The organism is Pseudomonas mangiferae (assembly GCF_007109405.1).
GTDB lineage: Bacteria > Pseudomonadota > Gammaproteobacteria > Pseudomonadales > Pseudomonadaceae > Pseudomonas_T > Pseudomonas_T mangiferae.
In genome coordinates this window covers 72,810-94,764 of record NZ_VJOY01000014.1, presented here as the reverse complement: position 1 = coordinate 94,764, position 21,955 = coordinate 72,810, and the positions used below count along the sequence as shown (strand labels likewise).

Genomic DNA, 21,955 nt, shown 5'->3' with positions numbered 1-21,955 from the left:
GGATGGTTCTCCAGGGTGAACAGCCGCCCCGGCGCCATGCCCCGGGCGCGACCCGCCGCGTGCCCGCGCTTGTGGGCGGCGTGCAGCTCCTCCATGCGCGAGCGGGCGTAGGGATCGCCCTCGTCCAGGGTCGCGTAGCCACCCGGGTAGTCGAAGATGTCGTAGCTGCCGTGGGCGTGCTCGCCCGGCGTCTCGTGGCGCGTGGTCAGGTCCGCCCGCGGCATCTTGAAGTTGTAGTCCCGGGCCATGTACTTACCCGGCTTGACCCGCCCACCAGCCGTCCAGTGGTCCAGGTGGTCCTTGTCCGGGTAGGTGAAGTCCGGGCCGTAGTACGGCACCGTGGCGTACCCCGGGAACGGGTCGCACAGCCCCACGTCGTCAGTGATCACCATCACGTGCTCGCCCGCGCTGTGCTCGAACCAGAACCAGATGCCCTCGTTCTCCAGCATGCGCATGACGAAGTTGGCGTCCGTCTCCCGGTACTGCACGCAGTATTCCCAGGTCCGGTAGCTGCGGCTGAGCATGAAGCGGGTCTGGAACGGGTAGGCGCCCAGGACCTTCTTCACCATGTCCGGCACGCTCAGGTTCTGGAAGATCTGGTAGTCCGAGCGCCGCGTGGCGTACCACAGCCAGGGTTTGACCTGGGCCTCGTAGAGGTAGTACCGGCCCTGCTTGCCCACCTGGCTGAAGTGGATGCACTGGCCGTTGAGGTGGCGCGTGCCACCGCCCTGCAGCTCGATCTCCACCGTCACCGGCGTGCCCAGCATCGACTCCGGGTCCAGGTCCTTCTGCTCGCTCTTCAGGGTCACCATGAAGTCGAACAGCCGTGAAAGCGCTTCCCGCCCGCTCAGCGCCGCGAAGCGCAGCACGGTCGGGCCCAGGGCGGTGGTGACGTTGAGGACGCGATTCACGAAGTGCCTCCTTGCGGAAAAACCATACGACGACAGGCGCGACCCCCTCCGGCCGGCCAGGCACCGAGGCGGGCTGCCTTGGCGCGGCGCGATATTAACCTGCCATCTCATGGCGGGATGCCAACTCGGTCGCTGTTTGCGCAGGTGCCCCCGGCGACGGACGCCTTTCCCGAGACCACTGTCACGAAATCAACATCGGTTCAGCATTAAAACGTCCTACTTCGCCCTCTCTTCGCCTGCCGAGACGAGGCGGGGCGAGCGGGACGCTGGCAGAGGGGCAGTCCGGGTGAATTCCGCTTGCTGGCGCGCTTCATGCAGGCACCCTCTTCGAACCCCTGTTCCACACGGTGGAAAAGGAGCGAGAAAACCATCAAGGACGGTGGTTGGCCGGCAAGGCCATGGCGGAAGGACCTTTACCCGGGAACGCCCCAAAACAGCTCGAACTTTTGTTCTCGGGCATTGGTCAGGAATAACAGACTCTCTTAGCAACCAGCACACGCTGGAGCGCACCGATTCAGACCTAGCTCAGTTCGCGATGGCGTCGCCAGGCGGGAGCGATGCAGTCGACGGCAAACGGGCTTCGTTCCGGGCGCCGGACCGCATTCATTGGAGGATGTTATGGGTAATGCCGTTGCGAATGTATTGAATGTCGGGCTCTCCTCGCCCCAGCCCTTGATGGCCAACACGATCAATTTCAGGGTGGAAACGCCCAAGGAAACCAAGAAGATACTGTTCGTGACCTCGGAGCTGGCCGACGTGATCAAGGTCGGCGGCCTGGGCGACGTGTCCTCCGCGCTCCCCCGCGCCCTGAACCCCTCCCACGATGTCCGCGTGCTGATCCCCGGCTACCGCCAGGTTCTGGAAAGCGGCTACCAGATCCGCATCATCGGCAAGTTCGACGGCCACGCCGCCCTGCCGCCCTGCCAGTTGGGTCGTATCGACATGGAAGACGGGCTGATCGTCTACGTGCTGGTGTGCCCGGAGCTGTATGAGCGCGAAGGCTCGCCCTACGGTGACGAGAACGGCCGCGACTGGGCGGACAACCATATCCGCTTCGCCCGCCTGGGCCTGGCCGCGGCCGACATGGCCGCCGGCACCGCCTGCATCCGCTGGTGCCCCGACCTGGTGCACGCCCACGACTGGCCGGCCGGCCTGGCGCCCGCCTACATGAAATGGCGCGGCCAGAGCACCCCCAGCGTCTTCACCATCCACAACCTGGCCTACCTGGGCCTGGCAGACACGCAATGCTCCCCCGAGCTGGGCCTGCCGCCCGAAGCCAATACTATCGAGGGCATGGAATTCCACGGCAAGCTGTCCTTCCTCAAGGCCGGGATTTCCTACGCCGACCACGTCACCACGGTCAGTGCCACCTATGCCCAGGAGATCACCACCCAGGACTTCGGGTGCGGCCTGGAAGGGTTGCTGGCAGTGAAGGTACGTCAGGGCATGCTCAGCGGCTTCGCCAACGGCATCGACGAGAGCTGGAACCCGCTGACCGACCACCACCTGGAACGCAACTTCGGCATCAACGACTGGGAGGGCAAGCGGGAGAACGCCGAGCAGGTGCGCCGGCTGTTCGACCTCGAGCCCAGCGAGGGCCCGCTGTTCGCCGTGGTGTCCCGCCTGGTCTACCAGAAAGGCCTGGACCTGACCCAGGCGGTGGCGGAGGCCATCGTCGCTGCAGGCGGGCAGATCGCGGTCATCGGCCGGGGCGAGCCCGAGCTGGAGAACGCCATGCGCCGCCTGGCCGAGCGCTTCCCCGGGAAGATCGGCGTTCATGTGGGCTTCAACGAGACCGATGCCCGCCGCATGTTCGCTGGCAGTGATTTCCTGCTGATGCCGTCCCGATACGAGCCCTGCGGCCTGAGCCAGATGTACGCCCAGCGCTTCGGCTCGCTGCCGGTGGCACGGCGTACCGGCGGCCTCGCTGACACCATCGAGGATGGTGTCACCGGCTTCCTGTTCGATGCGTCGACCCCGGAAAGCTACCTGGACGCGATCCATCGCGCGTTCAAGGTGCACAGCAACCCCGAGCTCCTCAATGCCATGCGCTGCCGCGCCATGTCCTCGCCGTTCTACTGGCACCAGTCGGTGGAACCCTACGCCAAGCTGTACAGCGACCTGTTGGGTGAAACAAGGCAAGTTGCCGGCGTGATCTGACAGGAGCGTCGAGCATGGAAGGAAACGCACGCTTCTCGGCCCCTCACGGGGCCCAGTGGCTAGGGGAACAGCGCACCCGATTTTCCCTGTGGGCCCCCGATGCCGGCTGTGTGGAGACTGTCATCGAAGGCCAGCCCCACCCCCTCCAGGCCCAGCCGGACGGCTGGCACAGCGCCGAATTGCCTGCCCGGCCCGGCAGCCGTTACCGCTTCCGCATCGACGGTCAGCTCGATGTGCCCGACCCCGCGTCCCGTGCCCAGGCGGGCGACGTGCATGACGAAAGCGTGGTGGTGAACCCCGGCGCCTATCCCTGGCGCAACATCGACTGGAAAGGCCGACCCTGGCACGAATGCGTCCTGTACGAAGTGCACGTAGGGCTGCTGGGCGGCTTCCGCGGGGTGGAAGCCCACCTGCCTGCCCTCGCCCACCTGGGCATCACCGCCATCGAGCTGATGCCATTGAACGACTTCCCCGGTGAACGCAACTGGGGCTACGACGGCGTGCTGCCCTTCGCGCCTGATTCGGCCTACGGCACGCCGGACGAACTGCGCCATCTGGTCGATCGCGCCCACGACCTGGGCCTGATGGTGTTCGTCGACGTGGTCTACAACCATTTCGGGCCGGACGGCAATTACCTGGGCCAGTACGCCAAGGGGTTCTTCCGCCACGACATCCAGACCCCCTGGGGCGACGCCATCGACTTTCGCCAACGCCCGGTACGGGATTTCTTCCTGCAGAACGCCCTGATGTGGCTGCAGGACTACCGGGTGGACGGCCTGCGCCTGGATGCGGTGCACGCCATCAGCGAGAAGGACTTCCTGGTGGAACTGGCCGCCGAGGTCCGCAAGGCCCTGGTGCCGGCGCGCCACGTCCACCTGGTGCTGGAAAACGAGCACAACGATGCCCGTCTGCTGGAAGCCGGCTTCGATGCCCAGTGGAACGACGACGGCCACAACGTCCTCCACGCTATGCTCACCGGCGAACGGGAGGCCTACTACGCCGATTTCGCCGAAGACCGTACCGCCAAGCTCGCCCGTTGCCTGGGCGAAGGTTTCATCTACCAGGGTGAGTCCACCCGCCGCGGCGAAACCCGCGGAGAGCCCAGCGCCCACCTGCCGCCCACGGCCTTCGTGCTGTTCCTGCAGAACCACGACCAGACGGGCAACCGTGCCTTCGGCGAGCGCCTGATCGACCTGGCCGACCCGGACGCCCTGCGGGCGGCGACCACCCTGCTGCTGCTCTCGCCGATGATCCCGCTGCTGTTCATGGGCGAGGAATGGGGATCGCGCCAGCCATTCCTGTTCTTCACCGACCACCATGACGAGCTGGCAGTGGCCGTGCGCGAGGGTCGCCGCAACGAATTCAGGGAGTTCGCTGCCTTCGCCGACGAGACAACCCGAGCACGTATCCCCGACCCCAACGCCGCCGCCACCTTCGATGCGTCCCGCCCCGCCTTCGCCGCCTATGCCCAGGATGCCGAGCACGAGGGGTGGAACGACTTCTACCGGCAACTGCTGGCGCTGCGCCACGGTCGCCTGGTGCCGCACCTGCCGGGCAGCGTAGCCTTGGGCGCTGAGGTCATCGGGGACGGCGCGATCTCCGCCCGCTGGCGCCTGGGCAACGGCCATACCCTGCGCATCGACCTGAATCTCTCGGACGCCGACTACGCGCTTGCAGCGCCGCAGGAGCACGCGCCGCTGTTCATCAGCCGCAACGATGCCCTGGCGGACTATCGCCAGGGGCGGCTGGCCCCGCGGCTGGCTGTGGTCTGCCTGGAGAATCGCGATGCATGACGATGCGAAGCTGATAGAGCTGGCGGAAGCCGCCGGTCTCTCCATCGACTGGACCGACGCCAACGGCCGGCCCCAGCGGGTCACCCCCGAAGTCCTGCGCCCCCTGCTGGAGGCCCTGGGCTTTCCCGCCGGTTCGGCGGACGACATTCACGACAGCCATGCGCGGCTGCAGCAGGCCGAGCCGGCCCGGGACGACCTGTCCCACGGTGAGTGGCCGCCGTTGAGGGTGGTGGACCAGGGGCACGCGCTGCCGCTCGGCGCCGGGCTCGCCCATCGGGCCTTTCGCCTCGAACGGGAAGACGGCAGCCGCCAGGACGGTCGCCTGGACGAGTCGGGTCGCCTGCCGGGGATCGAGGTCATCGGCTACCACACCCTGCATATCGCCGACCGGCAGCTTACCCTGGCGGTGGCGCCCGCGCGGTGCCTGGGGGTGGACGATCTCACCGGGCAGCCGAATGCCCATGTCTGGGGGCTTTCCGCCCAGTTCTATTCCGCGCGCCGCGAGGGCGATGGCGGGTTCGGCGATACCCTGGCCATGGAGCATCTGGTGCGCTCCGCCGCCGGGCTTGGCGCAGACGCCATGGCCATCAGCCCGCTGCATGCCATGTTCAGCGCCGACCTGGGCCGCAGCAGCCCCTACTCGCCGTCCAGCCGGATGTTCTTCAACGTTCTGCATGCCGCCCCCGGTGCCGTGCTGGGTGAGCTGGCGGTCAATCACGCGCTGGAGCGCTGCGGCCTGGCGGCGGAGCAGGCACGTCTGGAAGCCTTGGAGCTGGTGGACTGGCCTGCCGCGTCCGCTGCCAAGCTGACCCTGTTGCGCGCCCTGTTCGACGATTTCATCCAGGGTGGCAACCCGCTTCGCCAGGACTTCGACACCTTTCGCCTGAACGGCGGCGACGCGTTGACCCAGCATTGCCGCTTCGAAGCCTTGCATGCTTACCAGGCCCGCATCCATGGGCCCCGTGGCTGGCAGGACTGGCCGGAGGTTCTGCGCAACCCGAACAGCAACGAAGTCCGGCGCTTCGCTGCCGAACACGATCGGGAAGTGAGCTTCCATGCCTTCGGCCAATGGCTGATCGCCCGTGGCCTGGAACGGGTCCAGGTGGCCGCTCGCGGTGCCGGGATGCGCATCGGCCTGATCGCCGACCTGGCGGTGGGCGCGGACGGTGGCGGCAGCCAGGCCTGGAGCCGCCAGGCCGAGCTGCTGCCCACGGTGAGCGTCGGCGCGCCGCCGGATATCCTCAACCGCGCCGGGCAGAGCTGGGGCGTTTCCGCCTTCTCCCCCACCGGCCTGCGGCGCCATGGCTACCGGGCCTACATCGAGATGCTCCAGGCCAACCTGGCCCATGCCGGCGGCATTCGCATCGACCATGTGATGGGTCTGCAACGGCTCTGGGTGATCCCTCAGGGAGCGCCGCCCCAGGCGGGCGCCTACCTCAACTACCCTCTGGACGACCTGCTGCGCCTGCTGGCCCTTGAATCCCACCGGCACCGGGCCCTGGTGCTGGGGGAAGACCTGGGTACCGTGCCCGAGGGGTTCAGCGAGCGCCTCGCCCGGCGCGGCATCCTCGGGATGCGCGTGCTGCAGTTCGAACAGCAGGACGGCCACTTCCGCGCGCCTCACTACTGGTCGAACCAGGCCCTCGCCACCACCACCACCCATGACCTGCCGACCATGCGCGGCTGGTGGCAGGGCCGCGACATCGACTGGCGGCAGGAGCTGCAGCAGTCGGACGCCCAACAGACCGAGAAAGACCGCGCCGAACGGGAGCGTGAACGGCAGGCGCTGCTGCAGGCCTTCCAGGACAACCACCAGCCGCGCCCTGCCCCCGACCAGGCCGCCGAGGTAGTGGACCAGAGCGTGCGCTTCATCGGCGAAAGCCCGGCGCCCCTGGTGCTGCTGCCCATGGAGGATGCCCTCGGCCTGCTGGAACAGCCCAACCTTCCCGGCACCACCGAGGGCCATCCCAACTGGCGCCGTCGCTGGGACGGCGCTGCCACCGACCTCCTGCACCAGGAAACGCCGAGACGCCGACTGGCGCTGCTCACCGATGCGCGCCGCAAGGCCGACCTATGACCCTGATGAGTCCGACCCCGCCATGAGCCGATACCCGCGCGCGACCGTGCGCCTGCAGTTCCACCGCGATTTCACCCTCGACGACGCTCTTCCCCTGCTGGACTACTTCGCCTCCCTCGGCATCAGCCATGTCTATGCATCCCCCTTGCTGACCGCGCGTCCTGGCTCGATGCACGGCTATGACGTGGTCGACCCCACCCGCATCAACCCCGAACTAGGCGGCGAAGAGGCCTTGCGCCGGCTGGTGGCGGGCCTGCGCCAGCGGGGCATGGGGCTGATCCTGGACATCGTCTCCAACCACATGGCGGTGGGTGGAGACCAGAATCCCTGGTGGCTGGACGTCCTGGAATGGGGTATCCGCAGCCCCTATGCGAAGTTCTTCGACATCCAGTGGCATTCCCCCGACCCGCTGCTGCGCGGGCAGTTGCTGGTGCCGTTCCTCGGCAAGGACTACGGCGAGGCCCTGCAGAGCGGCGACGTGGCGTTGCACTACGACCCGGACCAGGGCGCGCTCTATGCCCAGCAATACGAACACCGCTTCCCCCTCACCCCGCCCAGCTACGGGGGCATCCTCGCCGAGTGCGACCACCCGGCCCTGACCGCCCTGGCCACCCGCTTCGCGGCCCTGGACACCGCCGAGCAGGCCTGGCAACAGGCCCGTGGGCTGCGCGAGGAGTTGAAACGCTGCTGCGCCGAACCGGCCGCACACGAGGCCCTGACACGCCGCCTGGGCGATTACGACGGTCGCCAACCGGAGGGCTTCCAGCGTCTGCACCGGTTGCTGGAAGACCAGCACTATCGCCTGGCCAGTTGGCGCACCGCGGCGGACGACATCAACTGGCGCCGGTTCTTCGACATCAACGAACTGGGCGGCCTGCGGGTAGAACGCTCGGAGGTGTTCGAGGCCACCCACGCGAAGATCTTCCAGTTGGTCGAGGACGGCCTGGTGGATGGCCTGCGCATCGACCACGTGGACGGCTTGGCTGACCCCCGGGGCTATTGCCGCAAGCTGCGTCGCCGGGTCAATGGCCTGCTGGCCCGGCGCCCGGCCGGCGCTGCCCTGGATTACCTGCCGATCTACGTCGAGAAGATCCTCGGCGAGGGCGAGCAGTTGCGCGACGACTGGGGCGTGGACGGCACCACCGGCTACGAATTCATGAACGAAGTGTCGCTCCTGCAGCATGACCCCCGCGGCGAGGCCCCCCTGGCGACCCTGTGGAATACCTTCACCGGCCGCCCCGCCGACTTCATGGAGGAGGTGCGGGAAGCCCGCCAGCTGGTACTCAGCGGCTCCCTGGCCGGTGACTTCGAGGCCGTGGCCCAGGCGCTGCTGCAAGTGGCCCGCCAGGACGTGATGACCCGCGACCTGACCCTCGGGGCGATCCGCCGCGCCCTGATGGCCCTCATCGTGCACTTCCCGGTCTATCGCACCTATGCAGGCGCCAGCGGCCGCGCTCCGGCCGACGAACCCTTTTTCCAGCAGGCCCTGGAGGGCGCCCACGGCAGCCTTGCGGAAATCGACTGGCCACTGCTGGACCGCCTGCGCGACTGGCTCGGTGGCCAGCCCCTGCGCAGCGTTCCGCCCGGCCGCGCCCGCAAGGTACGCCGGCTCGCCCAGTCGCGCTTCCAGCAGCTCACCTCGCCGGCGGCGGCCAAGGCCGTGGAGGACACGGCGTGCTACCGCTCGGCGGTGCTGCTCTCGCGCAACGACGTGGGCTTCGACCCGCAGCAGTTCAGTGCGCCGGCGGAAGCCTTTCACCGCCAGGCCCGGCAGCGCGCCCAACGGTTCCCCGGCAACCTGCTGACCACCGCGACCCACGACCATAAGCGCGGCGAGGATACCCGGGCGAGGCTGGCCGCCCTCAGCGAGCGGGCCGCCTGGTTCAACGAGAAGGTCCAGTACTGGTACCGCCTGGCGGCGGACTTGCGGCATAGCCTGCCGGATGGCCTGGCGCCCTCCCCCGGCGACGAACTGATGCTCTATCAGACCCTCCTGGCCAGCTGGCCGCTGTACCTGACGGCGGACGTCTCCGACGGCGTGCACGCCTACGCCGAGCGACTCTGGCGCTGGCAAGAGAAGGCGATTCGCGAAGCCAAGCTGCGCAGCACCTGGAGTGCCCCCAGCGACGCCTACGAGCAGGCCTGCCGCAGCTACCTCTTCGGCCTGCTGGAAGACCCCGCCCACGTGGCGCTGCGCCAGGACATCGCCGAAGCGGCCATGGCCCTGGCAGTGCCCGGCGCCCTCAATGGGCTGGTCCAGGCCTTGCTGCGCATGACCACTCCGGGCGTACCCGACCTGTACCAGGGCTGCGAATTCTGGGACTTCAGCCTGGTAGACCCGGACAACCGCCAGCCGGTGGACTATCCGGCCCGCGCCGACGCCCGGCGCCAGGGCGCAGAACCCTCCGCGCTGCTGGCTCATTGGCAAGACGGCCGCATCAAGCAGGTGCTGGTGGAACGGGTCCTGGGCCTGCGCAACAGCGAGCCGGCCCTGGGCGAAACGGGCGATTACCAGCCCCTGGACGTGACCGGCGAACAGGCCGAGCGGGTCCTCGCCTTCGCCCGCCAGGCCGAAGGCCGCTGGGTGGTGGTGATCGCCCCGCGTCTGGTGGCGGGCCTGCTGGAGGGCCAGGCGATTCCGCAGGTTCCGGCATCGCGCTGGGGGGATACCCGCGTGGTGCTTCCGGCCGCGCTGAAGGGGAAAAATCTCACGGGAATTTTTTCTCCGGGCGCAATCACTAATGAGCAGGGCACGCTCGCCCTGGCCGATGTTCTGGCGGACTTTCCGGTCGGCGTCCTGACTTCAGCGTCGTATTCACCCAAGGAGCAAGCACAATGAAAGCCAACGAGCAGCGCATCCGCGAATTCGCTTATCAAATCTGGGAATCCGAAGGTAAGCCCCATGGCCAGGACTCCCGCCACTGGGAAATGGCCGTGAAGCTGGCCGAGGCGGAAGCCGCTGCCGGCAAGGCACCCAAGGCCCGCCGGGGCAAGGCCGCCGAAACCGGTGACAGCACCGCCAAGGCCAAGGCGCCGCGCAAGACCGCCGCCTCCACCAGTACGGGTGCTTCCACCGCCAAGCCGGAGGCCGGCAAATCGTCCGTCACCGACTCCACCACCCGCACCGCTCCTGCCACTGGCAAGGCAACCAAGTCGGCCGCCGGCAAACCGTTGCAGACCGTCAAGCCTGACACCCTGCCCGGCCAGGCCAGCGCCCCTGCCAGCAAGCCCGCCGCACCGAAGAAAGCCAAGGCAAGCACCACCGTCAAGCCGGCCAAGTGAAAGGGGACCGGAGCAAGGCTCATCGCTCCGGTCCCCATCGCCCCGATCACCGCCCAGGAGTAGGCATGGAAAAGCGACACAGCAAGAAAGCAGACAAGGCCCTGGCACACGCGCCTTCTCGCATCCGCGAAGGCCTGCCGTACCCGCTGGGGGCGACCTGGGATGGACTGGGCGTCAACTTCGCGATCTTCTCGGCTCACGCCACCAAGGTGGAACTGTGCCTGTTCGACAGCACCGGCGAAGTCGAACTGGAGCGCATCGAGCTGCCCGAGTACACCGATGAGATCTGGCACGTCTACCTGCCGGACGCCCACCCCGGCATGGTCTATGGCTACCGGGTGCACGGTCCGTACAAGCCCGAAGAAGGCCATCGCTTCAACCCCAACAAGCTGCTGATCGACCCTTACGCGAAGCAGCTGGTGGGCGAGCTGAAGTGGTCCGAGGCGCTCTTCGGCTACACCATCGGCCACCCCGACGGCGACCTGAGTTTCGACGAGCGCGACAGCGCGCCCTTCGTGCCTAAGTGCAAGGTGATCGACCCGGCATTCACCTGGGGCAACCATCGCCCCGTGCGCATCCCGTGGGACAGCACGGTGATCTACGAAGCCCACTTGCGCGGTATCAGCATGCGCCACCCCGACGTGACCGAGGATGCCCGCGGGACGTTCGCCGGCATGATGAATGCGGGCGTGCTGAAGCACATCCAGCAACTGGGGGTCACCTCTGTCGAGCTGCTGCCGATCCATGCCTTCGTCAACGACCAGCACCTGCTGGAAAAAGGCATGAACAATTACTGGGGCTATAACAGCATCGCCTTCTTCGCGCCCCACCCGCGCTACCTGGCCAGCGGCCACATCAACGAATTCAAGGAGATGGTCGCGCACCTGCACGACGCCAACCTCGAACTGATCCTCGACGTGGTCTACAACCACACCGCCGAGGGCAACGAGCGCGGCCCGACCCTCTCCATGCGCGGTATCGACAACGTCAGTTATTACCGGCTGATGCCCGACGAGAAGCGCTACTACATCAACGACTCCGGCACCGGCAATACCCTCGACCTGAGCCACCCGCGGGTGATGCAGATGGTCACCGATTCCCTTCGCTACTGGGCGACGGAAATGGGCGTGGACGGTTTCCGCTTCGACCTGGCCACCATCCTCGGTCGCGAGCACGAGGGCTTCGACGAGCGCCACAGCTTCCTCGTCTCCTGCCGCCAGGACCCGGTCCTGAGCAAGACCAAGCTGATCGCCGAGCCCTGGGATTGCGGCCCCGGCGGCTACCAGGTGGGTGGTTTCCCACCGGGCTGGGCCGAGTGGAACGACCGCTTCCGCGACAACGTACGGGCCTTCTGGAAAGGCGACGAGGGGCAGATGGCAGAACTCGCCAGCCGCCTGACTGCGTCCGGCGACCTGTACAACCAGCGGGGCCGCCGCCCGTACACCTCGGTGAACTTCATCACCGCCCACGACGGCTTCACCCTGCACGACCTGGTGTCGTACAACGACAAGCACAACGAGGCCAACGACGAGAACAACCAGGACGGCAGCAACAACAACCTGTCCTGGAACCACGGCGTCGAAGGGCCCACCGACGACCCCGAGATCAACGCACTGCGCCTGCGCCAGATGCGCAACCTGATGGCCACCCTGCTGCTCGCCCAGGGCACGCCGATGATCGTCGCCGGCGACGAGTTCGCCCGCACCCAACATGGCAACAACAATGCCTACTGCCAGGACAGCGAGATCGGCTGGATCGACTGGAACCTGGACGAGGACGGCAAGTCGCTGCAGGCCTTCGTGCGCTACCTGCTCAAGCTGCGCCGGCAGTACCCCATCCTTCGTCGCGGCCGCTTCTTCGTTGGCGCCTACAACGAGGAACTGGGGGTCAAGGACGTCACCTGGCTGGCCCCCGACGGCAACGAACTGACCCCGGAGCAGTGGGAGGACCCCAACGCTCGCTGCCTGGGCATGCTGCTGGACGGACGCGCCCAGCCCACCGGTATCCGCCGGGCCGGCGCCGACGCCACGTTGCTGATGATCCTCAACGCCCACCACGACGTGGTGAACTTCCAGTTGCCGGAAGTCCCCGAAGGCGCTCACTGGCGTTGCATGGTGGATACCAACCAGGATGTTCCGGACAGCCAGGCCCGCTTCGACTTCGGCAGCGAGTACACTGTGACCGGCCGTTCGCTGCTGCTGTTCGAACTGCAGAAGGACGCCTGAGCATGCGGGCGGAAGGGTACATGACGAACCCTGCGGCCCTGACGGAATTCCTCCGGACCCTGCCGCCCGGCCTGGACGCCATGGCGCTGGGCCAGACTCTGACGGCCATGGTGGGCGAGGGCCTGGATGCTCTTCCGCTTCCCGGTTCCGGGCAGACCCTGGAGCGCTGGCGGATGCTGGCCCAGGTGGCAGCCCAGGACCTGGGGTTGTGCAAGCTGTACGAAGGGCATACCGATGCCCTGGCCATCATGGCGGAACTGGGCGCCGACGCGCCGCCGCCCCGCAGCACCTGGGGGACCTGGGCGGCCGAGCCGCCCCAGGCCCGGGTGACGCTCCACGGCGACGCGGAGCAGGTTCGCCTGCGCGGCCGCAAGGCCTGGTGCTCGGGCGCGGCGGTGGTCAGCCACGGTTTGCTCACCGCCTGGGACGACGCAGGCCGCCAGTGCCTGGTAGCGGTCGACTTGAACCAGCCCGGCGTGCGTATCACCAGTGACGGCTGGCAGGCGGTAGGCATGGCCGCCACGGCCAGCGTCGACATGCTCTTCGACGACGCCGAAGCCCGGCGCATCGGCCCGCCCGCGGGTTACCTGGAACGTCCCGGTTTCTGGCAGGGCGGCGCAGGCATTGCCGCCTGCTGGTACGGCGGCACGGAAGCCCTGGCGGAGTACCTGCGCGCGTCGGCCTCCCGGCGCGACGATCCTCATGCGCTCGCCCATCTGGGGCGGGTCGACACCCTGCTGCAGGGCGCTCGCTCGGCCTTGGCTGCCTGCGCCACCTGGATCGACCGGCATCCCCGGGAAGACGCCCAATGGCACACCCGGCGGGTCCGGGCCCTGGTAGAGGAATGTGCCGAGACGGTCCAGGCCGCGGTGGGCAGGGCCCTCGGCGCCCAGCCGTTCTGCCGCGAAGCGCATTTCGCCCGGCTGGCAGCCGACCTGCCGGTGTATCTGCGCCAGAGTCATGGCGAACGCGACCTCGCCGTCCTCGGCGAGCGAGTCAGGAACGAGTCCACAGGGAGCTGGAAGCTATGAGAGCCAATCCGATCGTCGGCAGCGGTACGCCCCTCCATGCGTGGAATACATCGCGCCACCTGGCCGAACTCCCGGTACTGAGCTGCGAGACCCTGGTGCCGGAAGGCGCCCGGGCGGTGATCATCGCGCCCCACCCGGACGACGAAATCCTCGGTTGCGGCGGCCTGATGCGCTCCCTGGCCCAGTGCGGCCGTTCCCTCAAGCTGATCTCCGTGACCAATGGCAGCGCCAGCCACCCGGGTTCCCAGCACTGGACCGCCGAGCGCCTGAGCATCATCCGTCCCCTGGAAAGCGCCGAGGCCCTGCGTCGCCTGGGTATCAACCCCAACGAGCTGCGCTGGGTGCGCGGCGGCTTTCCCGACAGCGGTGTGGCCCAGTACGAGAGCGAATTGCGGGAATTCCTGACCCGCTACCTGCGCCCGGACGACGTGGTCTTCACCACCTGGCGCGATGACGGCCACACCGACCACGAAGCGGTCGGCCGGGCCAGCGCCGCCGCGGCGCTGGATACCGGGGCGATCCTCCACGAGATTCCCATCTGGGCCTGGCACTGGGCGACGCCGGAAGACTTCCGCATTCCCTGGGAGCGCGCCTGCAAGATTCCCCTCGACAGCCAGTCCCTGGCCCGCAAGAAACATGCGATGCAGGCGTTTGCCAGCCAGCTCCAGGGCGACGCCGACATCGGCCTCGCACCGGTACTGAGCAGCGCGACCCTCGACCGCCTGCAGCAGCCCTTCGAGGTGGTGTTCCTATGAGCAGCGTGGCCGATGCCTATTTCGAACGCCTGTACGCCGAGTGCGACGACCCCTGGGCCTTCCGCGAGCGCTGGTACGAGCGGCGCAAGCGTGCCCTGACCCTGGCCGCCCTGCCCCGCGACCGCTACCGCACGATCTTCGAGCCCGGCTGCGCCAATGGCGAGCTGAGCGTGTTGCTCGCGCGGCGCTGCAAGCGCCTGGTCTGCGCCGACACCTCTGCCGCGGCGGTGGAACTGGCGCGCCGCCGGCTGTCCCGGGATAGCAATGCCACGGTGCAACAGGCCCGGCTGCCCCAGGACTGGCCGGAAGGCGAATTCGACCTGATCGTGTTCAGTGAGATGGGCTACTACCTGGACCGACCCGACCTGCTCAAGACCATCGAGCACATGCGTGCCAGCCTTACCCCCAATGGCAGCCTGCTGGCCTGCCACTGGCGGCCGCGCATCGATGGCTGCCCGCTGCTGGGGGACGAGGTGCATGCCCTGTTGGACCAGCACCTGGGCATGACCCGGCTGATCCGCCACGAGGAAGCCGACCTGCTGCTGGAATACTGGTCGAGGGACGCCCGCAGCGTTGCGGAAAAAGAAGGCCTACGGGAGGAAGTATCTTGATTGGCATCGTCGTACCCGTTCACAACGAAGAAGCGCTGCTGGGGCGTTGCCTGGAGACCCTGCAACGCGCCGCCCGGCACCCCGGCCTGGAAGGCGAACCGGTCCTCATCGTCACCGTGCTGGATGCCTGCAGCGATCGCTCCGCAGCCATCGCCAAGGCCCACGGGGTAACTGTCCTCGAGGTCGATGCCCGCAACGTGGGCAAGGCGCGCGCCCTGGGCGCGGCGCTGATGATCGAGCGGGGCGCCCGCTGGATTTCCTGCACCGATGCCGACAGCCGGGTAGCGGACGACTGGCTGGTGGCGCAACTGGCCCTGCGCACCGACGTGGTCTGTGGCACCGTGCGCATCGCCGACTGGTCGGACTTCCCGGAGCGGGTGCGGGTGCGCTACGAGTCGGCTTATCAACAATGCGACGGCCACCGCCATATCCACGGGGCCAACCTGGGCATCAGCACCGCCGCCTACCTGCAGAGTGGCGGGTTCCAACCGTTGACCGCCCACGAAGACGTGGAGCTGGTGCGCGAACTGGAACGCGGCGGGGCCTCCATCGCCTGGAGCTCCGCCCCCCAGGTTTTCACCAGTACGCGGCTGGATTGCCGTGCCAGCGGCGGTTTCGGCGACTACCTCAAGACCTTGCTCTGACGCGTTCCGGGCCTGGCCCGCCCTACGCGGCCGGGCCCAGCCCCTCCTCTGCTCCCATTCTCGCGGTGCCCGGACGCGGACCGGCCCGACGGCTTTTCCTGGCGCTTCCCCGCGGACCGGTGGAACACGAAAGTCGGAACCCGGCGCCCACCCTTCCAGTCGGAAAACAGAGGCGCCCTGCGCCGGGCACTCCTTTGCGCGCGCCCTGTTCCAGGCCCCATGCAACGGAGGACCCGCCCATGAAGATCGCCGACATCATGACCCGCCCGGCCCGCACCATCGACCCCGAGACGTCCCTGCGCGGCGCCGCCGCATTGATGGCGGACCTGGATACCGGCGCCTTGCTGGTGGAAGAAAGCGATCGCCTGGTGGGCATGCTCAGCGACCGTGACATCGTGGTGCGCGCCCTGGCCCAGGGGCTGGGTGCGGAGACACCGGTGCGGCAGGTCATGAGTGGCGACGTGCGGTATTGCTATGAGGACCAGTCGGTCGACCATGTGGCGCAGAACATGGCCGACCTGCAGGTCCGCCGGATGCCCGTGCTGGACCGGCAGAAACGCCTGGTGGGCGTCGTATCCCTGGCCAACTTCGCCCGCTGCCGGGACGACCTGCTCAACGCCACGCTGCTCTATGGCGTCGCCGGCTCCCCCTGAACCACAGGAGAACGAACGAATGAAAGCAGTCGTCTTCCACGACATCGGCGACATCCGGCTCGACGACGTGCCGGAGCCCACCCTCCAGGCCCCCACCGACGCCATCGTGCGCATCACCGCTTCGGCCATCTGCGGCACCGACCTGCACTTCGTGCGCGGCAGCGTCGGCGGCATGCGCAAAGGCACCATCCTCGGCCACGAGGCCGTGGGCATCGTCGAAGCCCTGGGTAGCGACGTACGCAACCTGCAGATTGGCGACCGCGTGGTGGTGCCGTCCACCATCGCCTGCGGCAACTGCGCCTATTGCCGCGCCGGCTACTACGCCCAGTGCGACGTGGCCAACCCCAATGGCAAGCAGGGCGGCACCGCGTTCTTCGGCGGCCCCGAAGCCAATGGCGCATTCCACGGCCTGCAAGCGGAAAAGGCCCGGATTCCCTTCGCCCACGTGGGCCTGATCAAGCTGCCCAGCGAGATCAGCGATGACCAGGCGATCATGCTGTCGGACATCTTCCCCACCGGCTACTTCGGCGCGGAAATGGCGGAGATCACCGACGGCGACAGCGTCGCCGTGTTCGGCTGCGGCCCGGTGGGCCAGTTCGCCATCGCCAGCGCCAAGCTGATGGGCGCGGCGCGGGTGTTCGCCATCGACCGTCACCCGGACCGGCTGATGATGGCGCGCCAGCAAGGTGCCGAGATCATCGACTTTTCCGAAGAAGACCCGGTACAGACGCTGCTGCGGCTCACCGACGGCATCGGCGTCGACCGGGTGATCGACGCCGTGGGCGTCGATGCCGAGCACTGCCACCACGGCGGCGCCAACCCGCTGGAGGAAGGCCGCTTCCGCGAGGAACAGGCGACCGTCGCGCCCCACACCCATCCCGACGGCGAGAACTGGCACCCCGGCGATGCCCCCAGCCAGGTGCTGGAATGGTCCATCGAGTGCCTGGCCAAGGCCGGCACGCTGTCCATCATCGGCGTCTACCCGCCCCAGGCCAACCGCTTCCCCATCGGCGCGGCGATGAACAAGAACCTGAAGATCAACATGGGCAACTGCCACCACCGCAAGTACATCCCGCGGTTGATCGAGCTGGTGCTGAACAAGCGGGTCGACCCCGCGAAGATCCTCACCCAGGTCAAGCCGATGAACGACGCCATCGCCGCCTTCGAGGCGTTCGACCGGCGCGACAACGGCTGGATCAAGGTGGAACTGCATCCTCAGCGCCACCACTCGAATGCCGAAGGCGACGAGGAGCAGGTGAACGAAGCCGAGGTGTCCGCGCTGCTGCGGGGCGAAGGCACCCACAGCGTGCCGGGGTCCTGAGGCGTGCCCATGACAGGACCGGTCTTTTCCGCCATGGCGACGGGCCCGCGCCCCGCAGCCGGCGGTGCTTTTGGCCTACGAGCCGTTCACACGAACATGCAGCCGTCAGGAGACGTCCCATGAGTTCCGCCCAGCCGCTCGAGAGCTCCGCAGCCACCCGGGTCGATACCCTGCGCATCCTCACGGTCAACACCCACAAGGGATTCACCTCGTTCAACCGGCGCTTCATCCTCCCCGAGCTGCGGGACGCGGTGCGCAGTGTGTCGGCCGATGTGGTGTTCCTCCAGGAAGTCCACGGCACCCACCAGAAGCATGCGTCCCGCCACGCCAACTGGCCGCCCACCCCTCAGTACGAATACCTGGCCGACAGCATGTGGAGCGACTTCGCCTACGGGCGCAACGCTGTCTACCCGGATGGCGACCACGGCAACGCCCTGCTTTCGAAATTCCCCATCGCCCACTACGAGAACCACGACGTGTCCATCAGCGGCCCGGAGCGTCGTGGCCTGCTGCATTGCGTGCTGGCGGTACCCGGCCGCCCGGAGGTGCATGCGGTCTGCGTGCACCTGGGACTGCGCGAGGGCCAGCGCCTGCAGCAGATGCACCTGCTGTGTAAGCTGCTGGACAGCGTGCCGGCCGACTCGCCGGTGATCGTCGCCGGCGACTTCAATGACTGGCGCCTGAAGGCGGACCAGGTCCTGGCGGAAGGCGCCGGCCTCAAAGAGGCCTTCGTCGCCGAGCACGGCATGCCGGCCAGGAGCTTCCCGGCCCGCTGGCCGATGTTGCGCCTGGACCGTGTCTACGTGCGCAATGCCAGCAGCCATCAATCCCAGGTGCTGGTGAACCGGCCCTGGTCGCACCTTTCGGATCACGCACCCCTGGCAGTAGAGGTACGGCTATGAGCTTCAGTTGGCAGGAGGGCAATCGCATCCGGTTGCTGGAAAACGGCGAGGCGTTCTTCCCGCGGGTCTTCGAGGCCATTGGCGAGGCGCGCAAGGAAATCCTCATCGAGACCTTCATCCTGTTCGAGGACAAGGTGGGCCTGGCGCTGCGCGAGGCGCTGATCGACGCCGCCGGACGCGGCGTGAAGATCGAACTGACCCTGGACGGCTTCGGCTGCGCCGACCTCAGCGTAGAGTTCCTCCAGGGCCTCACCGAAGCCGGGGTGAAGGTGCACTTCTTCGACCCGCGCTCGAAGGTGATGGGCGTGCGCACCAACGTATTCCGCCGCCTGCACCGCAAGCTGGTGGTGATCGACGTCGAGCGTGCCTTCATCGGCGGGATCAACTACTCCGCCGACCACCTGGGGGATTTCGGACCCCAGGCCAAGCAGGACTACGCCATCGAGGTGGAAGGCCCGGTGGTGAGCGACATGCACCGGGCGGCGCTGCTGATGCTGGGCTACGGCCAGCAGTCGAAGAAGCGCTGGTGGCGCCGGGTGCGGGCCACCGCGCCGGTGTGGGCGCAGAACAACGTGCCCAAGGGCGACGCCAAGGCACTGCTGGTGGTCCGCGACAATGGCAACCATCGCAACGACATCGAGGAACACTACCTCAAGGCGATCCGCTCGGCCCGCTCGCGACTGATCATCGCCAACGCCTATTTCTTCCCCGGCTATCGCCTGCTGCGGGAATTGCGCAACGCCGCGCGCCGCGGGGTTCAGGTGACCCTGATCATGCAGGGCGAGCCGGACATGCCTATCGCCAAGATGGCCGCGCGCATGCTCTACAACTACCTGCTGCGGGATGGCGTGCGGGTCTACGAATATTGCCAGCGCCCGCTGCACGGCAAGGTGGCGCTGGTGGACCGGGAATGGGCCACGGTGGGCTCCAGCAACCTCGACCCGCTGAGCCTGTCGCTGAACCTGGAAGCCAACCTGATCGTGCGGGACGCCACCTTCAACCGCGAGCTGTACGATTGCCTGCAGCGCCTGGCGAAGGACCACTGCAAGCAGATCAGCCTGGAAAAGATGGTCAAGGGGTATTTCTGGCGCGCTCCGCTGGTGTTCCTGATCTTCCACTTCCTGCGCCATTTCCCCTCCTTCACCGCCCTCTTGCCGGCCCACTCACCCACCCTGAAACCGTTCCAGCTGCCCGAGACCAGCTGTGACGCCCCGGCCTGCCAGCCGAGCCGCGAGGTGACCAGCCATCCGGCCACCGGCGACCGCATTTCCGAGCCGGAGAAAACCTCATGAAAGCCGCTGCTAGCGCCTATTCGCCTTCCGAGGCACCGCCCACCGACGCGCCAGGCGTCCCCGACGCCAAGAAACCCGACCGCTTTCGCTGGCTGAAACGCATCGTCACCCTGGCGTTCTTCATCTTCGTGGCGGTGATGCTCTATGTCATGGCGAAGAAGCTGGACTGGGACGAGGTGATGACCACCTTACGGGAATACAAGTCCCAGACCCTGCTGATCGCCACGGCAGTGACCCTGCTGAGCTATTTCGTCTACAGCACCTTCGATCTGCTGGGGCGCGCTTACTCGGGCCATCACCTGCCCTCCCGGCAGATCCTGCCGCTGACCTTCGTCTGCTACGCCTTCAACCTCAACCTGGGTTCCTGGGTCGGCAGTGTGGCTTTCCGTTATCGGCTGTATTCGCGGCTGGGGCTGGGCGCAGAGCAGATCACCCGGGTTCTCAGCTTCAGCCTGCTGACCAACTGGCTGGGCTACATCCTGCTGGCCGGGATGGTGTTCGCCATGCGCCTGGTGCAACTGCCGGAGGGGTGGAAGATCGGCACTGATACCCTGCAGATCATCGGTTTCGTGCTGATCGTGATAGGCGTCGCTTACCTGGCCGCCTGCCGCTTCTCCAAGCGCCGTTCGTGGACCGTACGCGGCCGGGAGATCAACCTGCCCACCATGCGCCTGGCCCTGGTGCAGGTCTGCCTGGGGGCGGCCAACTGGATTCTCATGGCCCTGGTCATGGCGATCCTGCTGCCGAAGGTGGGCTACCCCACCGTGCTGGGGGTGCTGCTCATCAGCAGCATCGCCGGGGCCATCGCCCATATTCCCGCCGGCCTGGGGGTAATCGAGGCGATCTTCATCGGCATGCTCCAGCACCAGGCGTCCAAGGGCAGCATCCTCGGCGCGCTCATCGCCTACCGGTTCATCTACTTCCTGCTGCCGTTGCTGATCGCCACGGTGATGTACCTGGTACTGGAAGCGCGGGCGAAGAAGCTGCGCCAGCGCAATATTGCCAAGCGCAAGACCGACGGCGAGCCGGAACCGGAAACGGTATGAAGGAATGCCCCGCGCCAGGACGGCGCGGGGCGATGGGGGATCAGCCGATCTCGGCCAATTGCAGGAGGACCCGACCGCGCTTGGGGCCGCTCTCCATGTAGCGATGGGCTTCCACCACATCCTCGAACGGGAACACCTTGTCGATGGGCGGCTTGAGTAAGCCGTCCCGGGTCAGCTGGTTGATGTGCACCAGCGCCCGCTCCACCGCCTGGGGATTGCATTCGATGCCCATCTCCGGGTGCCCGGTGAAGTCCAGCAGGCAGTGCCGGTAGAACTGCAGATGCTTCTTGAACGCCGCGCAGGCCGGGAAGCTCGCCTCGTTGCCGCCGTTCAGGCCGTACAGCACCAACTTGCCCCGAGGCGCCGCGACATCCCCCAGCAGGCTCATCTGCTGGCCGCCACACGCATCCAGCACCACTTCGACGCCACGCTTGTCGGTGTATTTCTCCACCGCCAGCACCAGGTCCTGCTCCTCGGTCACCACCACCTGGTCGGCGCCCATCTGTTTGAGGAATTCCTTGGCAGTGGCGTCCTGGGTGGACGCGATCACCTGGGCCCCCAGGGCCTTGGCCAGCTGTACGGTCTGGGGCGCGAAACAATTGCTCGCCTCGGTGATCAGCACCCGCTGGCCGGCCTTGAGCCCGGCTAGGTCCACCAGCGCGAAATAGGCCAGCAACAGCGGCGCGTAGTGCACGCAGGCCTGGGCCGGGGTCAGCGCGTCGGGGTACGGCGTGAGCGCATTGCGCGGCATCACCACGTGTTCGCCGTAGGCCGGGTAGCGGTTAGGGGTGTTGGCCGGAAAGCTGGCCACCGCCATGCCCACCTGCAGGTCCTCGACCCCGGCACCCAGCGCTTCGACCACCCCAGCCATCTCGTCGCCGACCCCTGCCGGCAGGTTCGCCTGCTCGGGCGCCAGGTTCTGCCGCCAGAGCACGTCTTTCCAGCTCACACCGATCGCCTGCACGCGGACCAGCACCTCGCCGGGCCCGGGAGCGGGCGGCGTGGCTGTCTCATACTGCAGCACGTCGGCCGGGCCGAAGCGGTGGAAACGGATGACGCGGGACATCGCACACCTCACCTTTGACTAGCACATGGCCTTGGACTTTATCCGGGCTTAGCCTGCAACACCACTTTTCGGGCGTGATAGTGCTCATGCCTGGCGGTAATTTCCGCACCTCGCCCCCGCGCTTGACACCTCTAGGCGCCGCGAGGGCGCCCGCTCGCCGCTTGACGGCCGCCCGCCGCGGCATCA

General features: G+C 67.4%; 17 protein-coding genes. 15 read left to right on the top strand and 2 right to left on the bottom strand.

All coding sequences use genetic code 11. The annotated features are described in order from the left end of the window. Positions 1-911 (bottom strand): type VI secretion system Vgr family protein (locus tag FM069_RS17465; RefSeq protein WP_178106803.1); only part of this gene is annotated, 911 nt, incomplete at its 3' end. A 675-nt stretch (positions 912-1,586) separates the two neighbouring features. On the opposite strand from FM069_RS17465, the gene glgA reads away from it, so the two are divergent. From glgA to FM069_RS17390, 15 genes are all read left to right on the top strand, one after another. Continuing rightward, entirely contained in the window at positions 1,587-3,071 is a 1,485-nt protein-coding gene (gene glgA, locus FM069_RS17460; protein ID WP_233282075.1) for a glycogen synthase GlgA, read from the top strand. 14 nt (positions 3,072-3,085) lie between these two features. Then, entirely contained in the window at positions 3,086-4,864 is a 1,779-nt protein-coding gene (gene treZ / locus FM069_RS17455) for a malto-oligosyltrehalose trehalohydrolase (protein WP_143489656.1), read from the top strand. After that, positions 4,857-6,941: a 4-alpha-glucanotransferase gene (gene malQ, locus FM069_RS17450; protein WP_143489655.1), complete on the top strand. Its 2,085-nt coding sequence runs from the start codon at positions 4,857-4,859 to the stop codon at positions 6,939-6,941. The genes treZ and malQ overlap by 8 nt, the downstream gene beginning before the upstream one ends. A gap of 22 nt (positions 6,942-6,963) precedes the next feature. Beyond that, a complete protein-coding gene (locus FM069_RS17445; protein WP_143489654.1) occupies positions 6,964-9,780 on the top strand; it encodes a malto-oligosyltrehalose synthase in 2,817 nt (938 codons plus the stop codon). Then, positions 9,777-10,223 carry a DUF2934 domain-containing protein gene (locus tag FM069_RS22175; protein WP_178106801.1) on the top strand — a complete coding sequence of 149 codons (447 nt, stop codon included), beginning with the start codon at positions 9,777-9,779 and terminating at the stop codon, positions 10,221-10,223. The genes FM069_RS17445 and FM069_RS22175 overlap by 4 nt, the downstream gene beginning before the upstream one ends. Before the next feature lie 65 nt (positions 10,224-10,288). Beyond that, entirely contained in the window at positions 10,289-12,448 is a 2,160-nt protein-coding gene (gene glgX, locus FM069_RS17435; protein ID WP_143489653.1) for a glycogen debranching protein GlgX, read from the top strand. 20 nt (positions 12,449-12,468) lie between these two features. Continuing rightward, positions 12,469-13,479, top strand: a complete 1,011-nt coding sequence (locus tag FM069_RS17430) for an acyl-CoA dehydrogenase family protein (RefSeq protein ID WP_143489652.1) — start codon at positions 12,469-12,471, stop codon at positions 13,477-13,479. After that, entirely contained in the window at positions 13,476-14,234 is a 759-nt protein-coding gene (locus tag FM069_RS17425; protein ID WP_143489651.1) for a PIG-L deacetylase family protein, read from the top strand. Before FM069_RS17430 ends, FM069_RS17425 begins: the two co-directional genes overlap by 4 nt. Continuing rightward, positions 14,231-14,845: a class I SAM-dependent methyltransferase gene (locus tag FM069_RS17420; protein WP_143489650.1), complete on the top strand. Its 615-nt coding sequence runs from the start codon at positions 14,231-14,233 to the stop codon at positions 14,843-14,845. Before FM069_RS17425 ends, FM069_RS17420 begins: the two co-directional genes overlap by 4 nt. Then, positions 14,842-15,489 carry a glycosyltransferase gene (locus FM069_RS17415; RefSeq protein ID WP_143489649.1) on the top strand — a complete coding sequence of 216 codons (648 nt, stop codon included), beginning with the start codon at positions 14,842-14,844 and terminating at the stop codon, positions 15,487-15,489. The genes FM069_RS17420 and FM069_RS17415 overlap by 4 nt, the downstream gene beginning before the upstream one ends. 239 nt (positions 15,490-15,728) lie before the next feature. Further along, positions 15,729-16,142, top strand: coding sequence for a CBS domain-containing protein (locus FM069_RS17410; protein WP_143489648.1), 414 nt, complete (start codon positions 15,729-15,731; stop codon positions 16,140-16,142). Positions 16,143-16,161: 19 nt separating this feature from the next. Beyond that, the gene (locus FM069_RS17405) at positions 16,162-17,463 is read left to right on the top strand and encodes a zinc-dependent alcohol dehydrogenase (protein ID WP_143489647.1); all 1,302 of its coding nucleotides are present in this window, start codon (positions 16,162-16,164) and stop codon (positions 17,461-17,463) included. Positions 17,464-17,582: 119 nt separating this feature from the next. Beyond that, positions 17,583-18,365, top strand: coding sequence for an endonuclease/exonuclease/phosphatase family protein (locus FM069_RS17400; RefSeq protein ID WP_143489646.1), 783 nt, complete (start codon positions 17,583-17,585; stop codon positions 18,363-18,365). Continuing rightward, positions 18,362-19,657 carry a cardiolipin synthase ClsB gene (gene clsB / locus FM069_RS17395; protein ID WP_143489645.1) on the top strand — a complete coding sequence of 432 codons (1,296 nt, stop codon included), beginning with the start codon at positions 18,362-18,364 and terminating at the stop codon, positions 19,655-19,657. The genes FM069_RS17400 and clsB overlap by 4 nt, the downstream gene beginning before the upstream one ends. Beyond that, positions 19,654-20,703, top strand: coding sequence for a lysylphosphatidylglycerol synthase domain-containing protein (locus FM069_RS17390; RefSeq protein WP_143489644.1), 1,050 nt, complete (start codon positions 19,654-19,656; stop codon positions 20,701-20,703). Before clsB ends, FM069_RS17390 begins: the two co-directional genes overlap by 4 nt. Positions 20,704-20,743: 40 nt before the next feature. On the opposite strand, the gene FM069_RS17385 is transcribed toward FM069_RS17390, so the two are convergent. Further along, the gene (locus FM069_RS17385; protein WP_143489643.1) at positions 20,744-21,769 is read right to left on the bottom strand and encodes a zinc-dependent alcohol dehydrogenase family protein; all 1,026 of its coding nucleotides are present in this window, start codon (positions 21,767-21,769) and stop codon (positions 20,744-20,746) included. Positions 21,770-21,955 lie beyond the last annotated feature (186 nt).

Excerpts from the sequence above, each read along its gene's own strand:
- FM069_RS17400 (WP_143489646.1), top strand. The coding sequence starts at position 17,583 with ATGAGTTCCGCCCAGCCGCTCGAGAGCTCCGCAGCCACCCGGGTCGAT.
- FM069_RS17425 (WP_143489651.1), top strand. The coding sequence starts at position 13,476 with ATGAGAGCCAATCCGATCGTCGGCAGCGGTACGCCCCTCCATGCGTGG.
- glgX (WP_143489653.1), top strand. The coding sequence starts at position 10,289 with ATGGAAAAGCGACACAGCAAGAAAGCAGACAAGGCCCTGGCACACGCG.
- malQ (WP_143489655.1), top strand. The coding sequence starts at position 4,857 with ATGCATGACGATGCGAAGCTGATAGAGCTGGCGGAAGCCGCCGGTCTC.
- FM069_RS17390 (WP_143489644.1), top strand. The coding sequence starts at position 19,654 with ATGAAAGCCGCTGCTAGCGCCTATTCGCCTTCCGAGGCACCGCCCACC.
- clsB (WP_143489645.1), top strand. The coding sequence starts at position 18,362 with ATGAGCTTCAGTTGGCAGGAGGGCAATCGCATCCGGTTGCTGGAAAAC.
- FM069_RS17385 (WP_143489643.1), bottom strand. The coding sequence starts at position 21,769 with ATGTCCCGCGTCATCCGTTTCCACCGCTTCGGCCCGGCCGACGTGCTG.
- FM069_RS17420 (WP_143489650.1), top strand. The coding sequence starts at position 14,231 with ATGAGCAGCGTGGCCGATGCCTATTTCGAACGCCTGTACGCCGAGTGC.
- FM069_RS17430 (WP_143489652.1), top strand. The coding sequence starts at position 12,469 with ATGACGAACCCTGCGGCCCTGACGGAATTCCTCCGGACCCTGCCGCCC.
- treZ (WP_143489656.1), top strand. The coding sequence starts at position 3,086 with ATGGAAGGAAACGCACGCTTCTCGGCCCCTCACGGGGCCCAGTGGCTA.
- FM069_RS17410 (WP_143489648.1), top strand. The coding sequence starts at position 15,729 with ATGAAGATCGCCGACATCATGACCCGCCCGGCCCGCACCATCGACCCC.
- glgA (WP_233282075.1), top strand. The coding sequence starts at position 1,587 with ATGGCCAACACGATCAATTTCAGGGTGGAAACGCCCAAGGAAACCAAG.
- FM069_RS17445 (WP_143489654.1), top strand. The coding sequence starts at position 6,964 with ATGAGCCGATACCCGCGCGCGACCGTGCGCCTGCAGTTCCACCGCGAT.
- FM069_RS17405 (WP_143489647.1), top strand. The coding sequence starts at position 16,162 with ATGAAAGCAGTCGTCTTCCACGACATCGGCGACATCCGGCTCGACGAC.
- FM069_RS22175 (WP_178106801.1), top strand. The coding sequence starts at position 9,777 with ATGAAAGCCAACGAGCAGCGCATCCGCGAATTCGCTTATCAAATCTGG.